The 451-nt window shown below is 63.2% G+C and carries 1 protein-coding gene; it reads left to right on the top strand.

What is annotated here, in order from left to right; all coding sequences use genetic code 11:
- Positions 1-451, top strand: a 451-nt coding sequence (locus KVT37_RS31865; protein WP_217578974.1) for an SdrD B-like domain-containing protein, incomplete at both ends; no start/stop codon positions are given.

A 451-nucleotide genomic window follows, 5' to 3' on the forward strand; every position in this document is an offset into this window, starting at 1 on the left:
AACGGCGACATCCAGACGCTGGGCAACAACGGCTACATCGTCGCGGCCACCAGCGGCAACAACACCACCGGCGAGGACTTCGCCAACTTCGTGAAGTTCTCGATCTCGGGCACCAAATACACCGACGCCAATGGCGACGGCAGCACGGCGGGCGATGTCGGCCTTGGCGGCATCACCATCAACCTCTATGCCAGCGGCGACCTGGTCAATCCGATCGCCTCCGTCCAGACGGCGGCCGACGGCAGCTACCACTTCGACAATCTCGGCCCGCTTACCGGCGGCCAGACCTATGTCGTCAAGGAGGTGCTGCCGAACGGCGACATCCAGACGCTGGGCAACAACGGCTACATCGTCGCGGCCACCAGCGGCAACAACACCACCGGCGAGGACTTCGCCAACTTCGTGAAGTTCTCGATCTCGGGCACCAAATACACCGACGCCAATGGCGACG

The organism is Mesorhizobium sp. GbtcB19, assembly GCF_019091085.1.
Classification (GTDB): Bacteria; Pseudomonadota; Alphaproteobacteria; order Rhizobiales; family Rhizobiaceae; genus Mesorhizobium.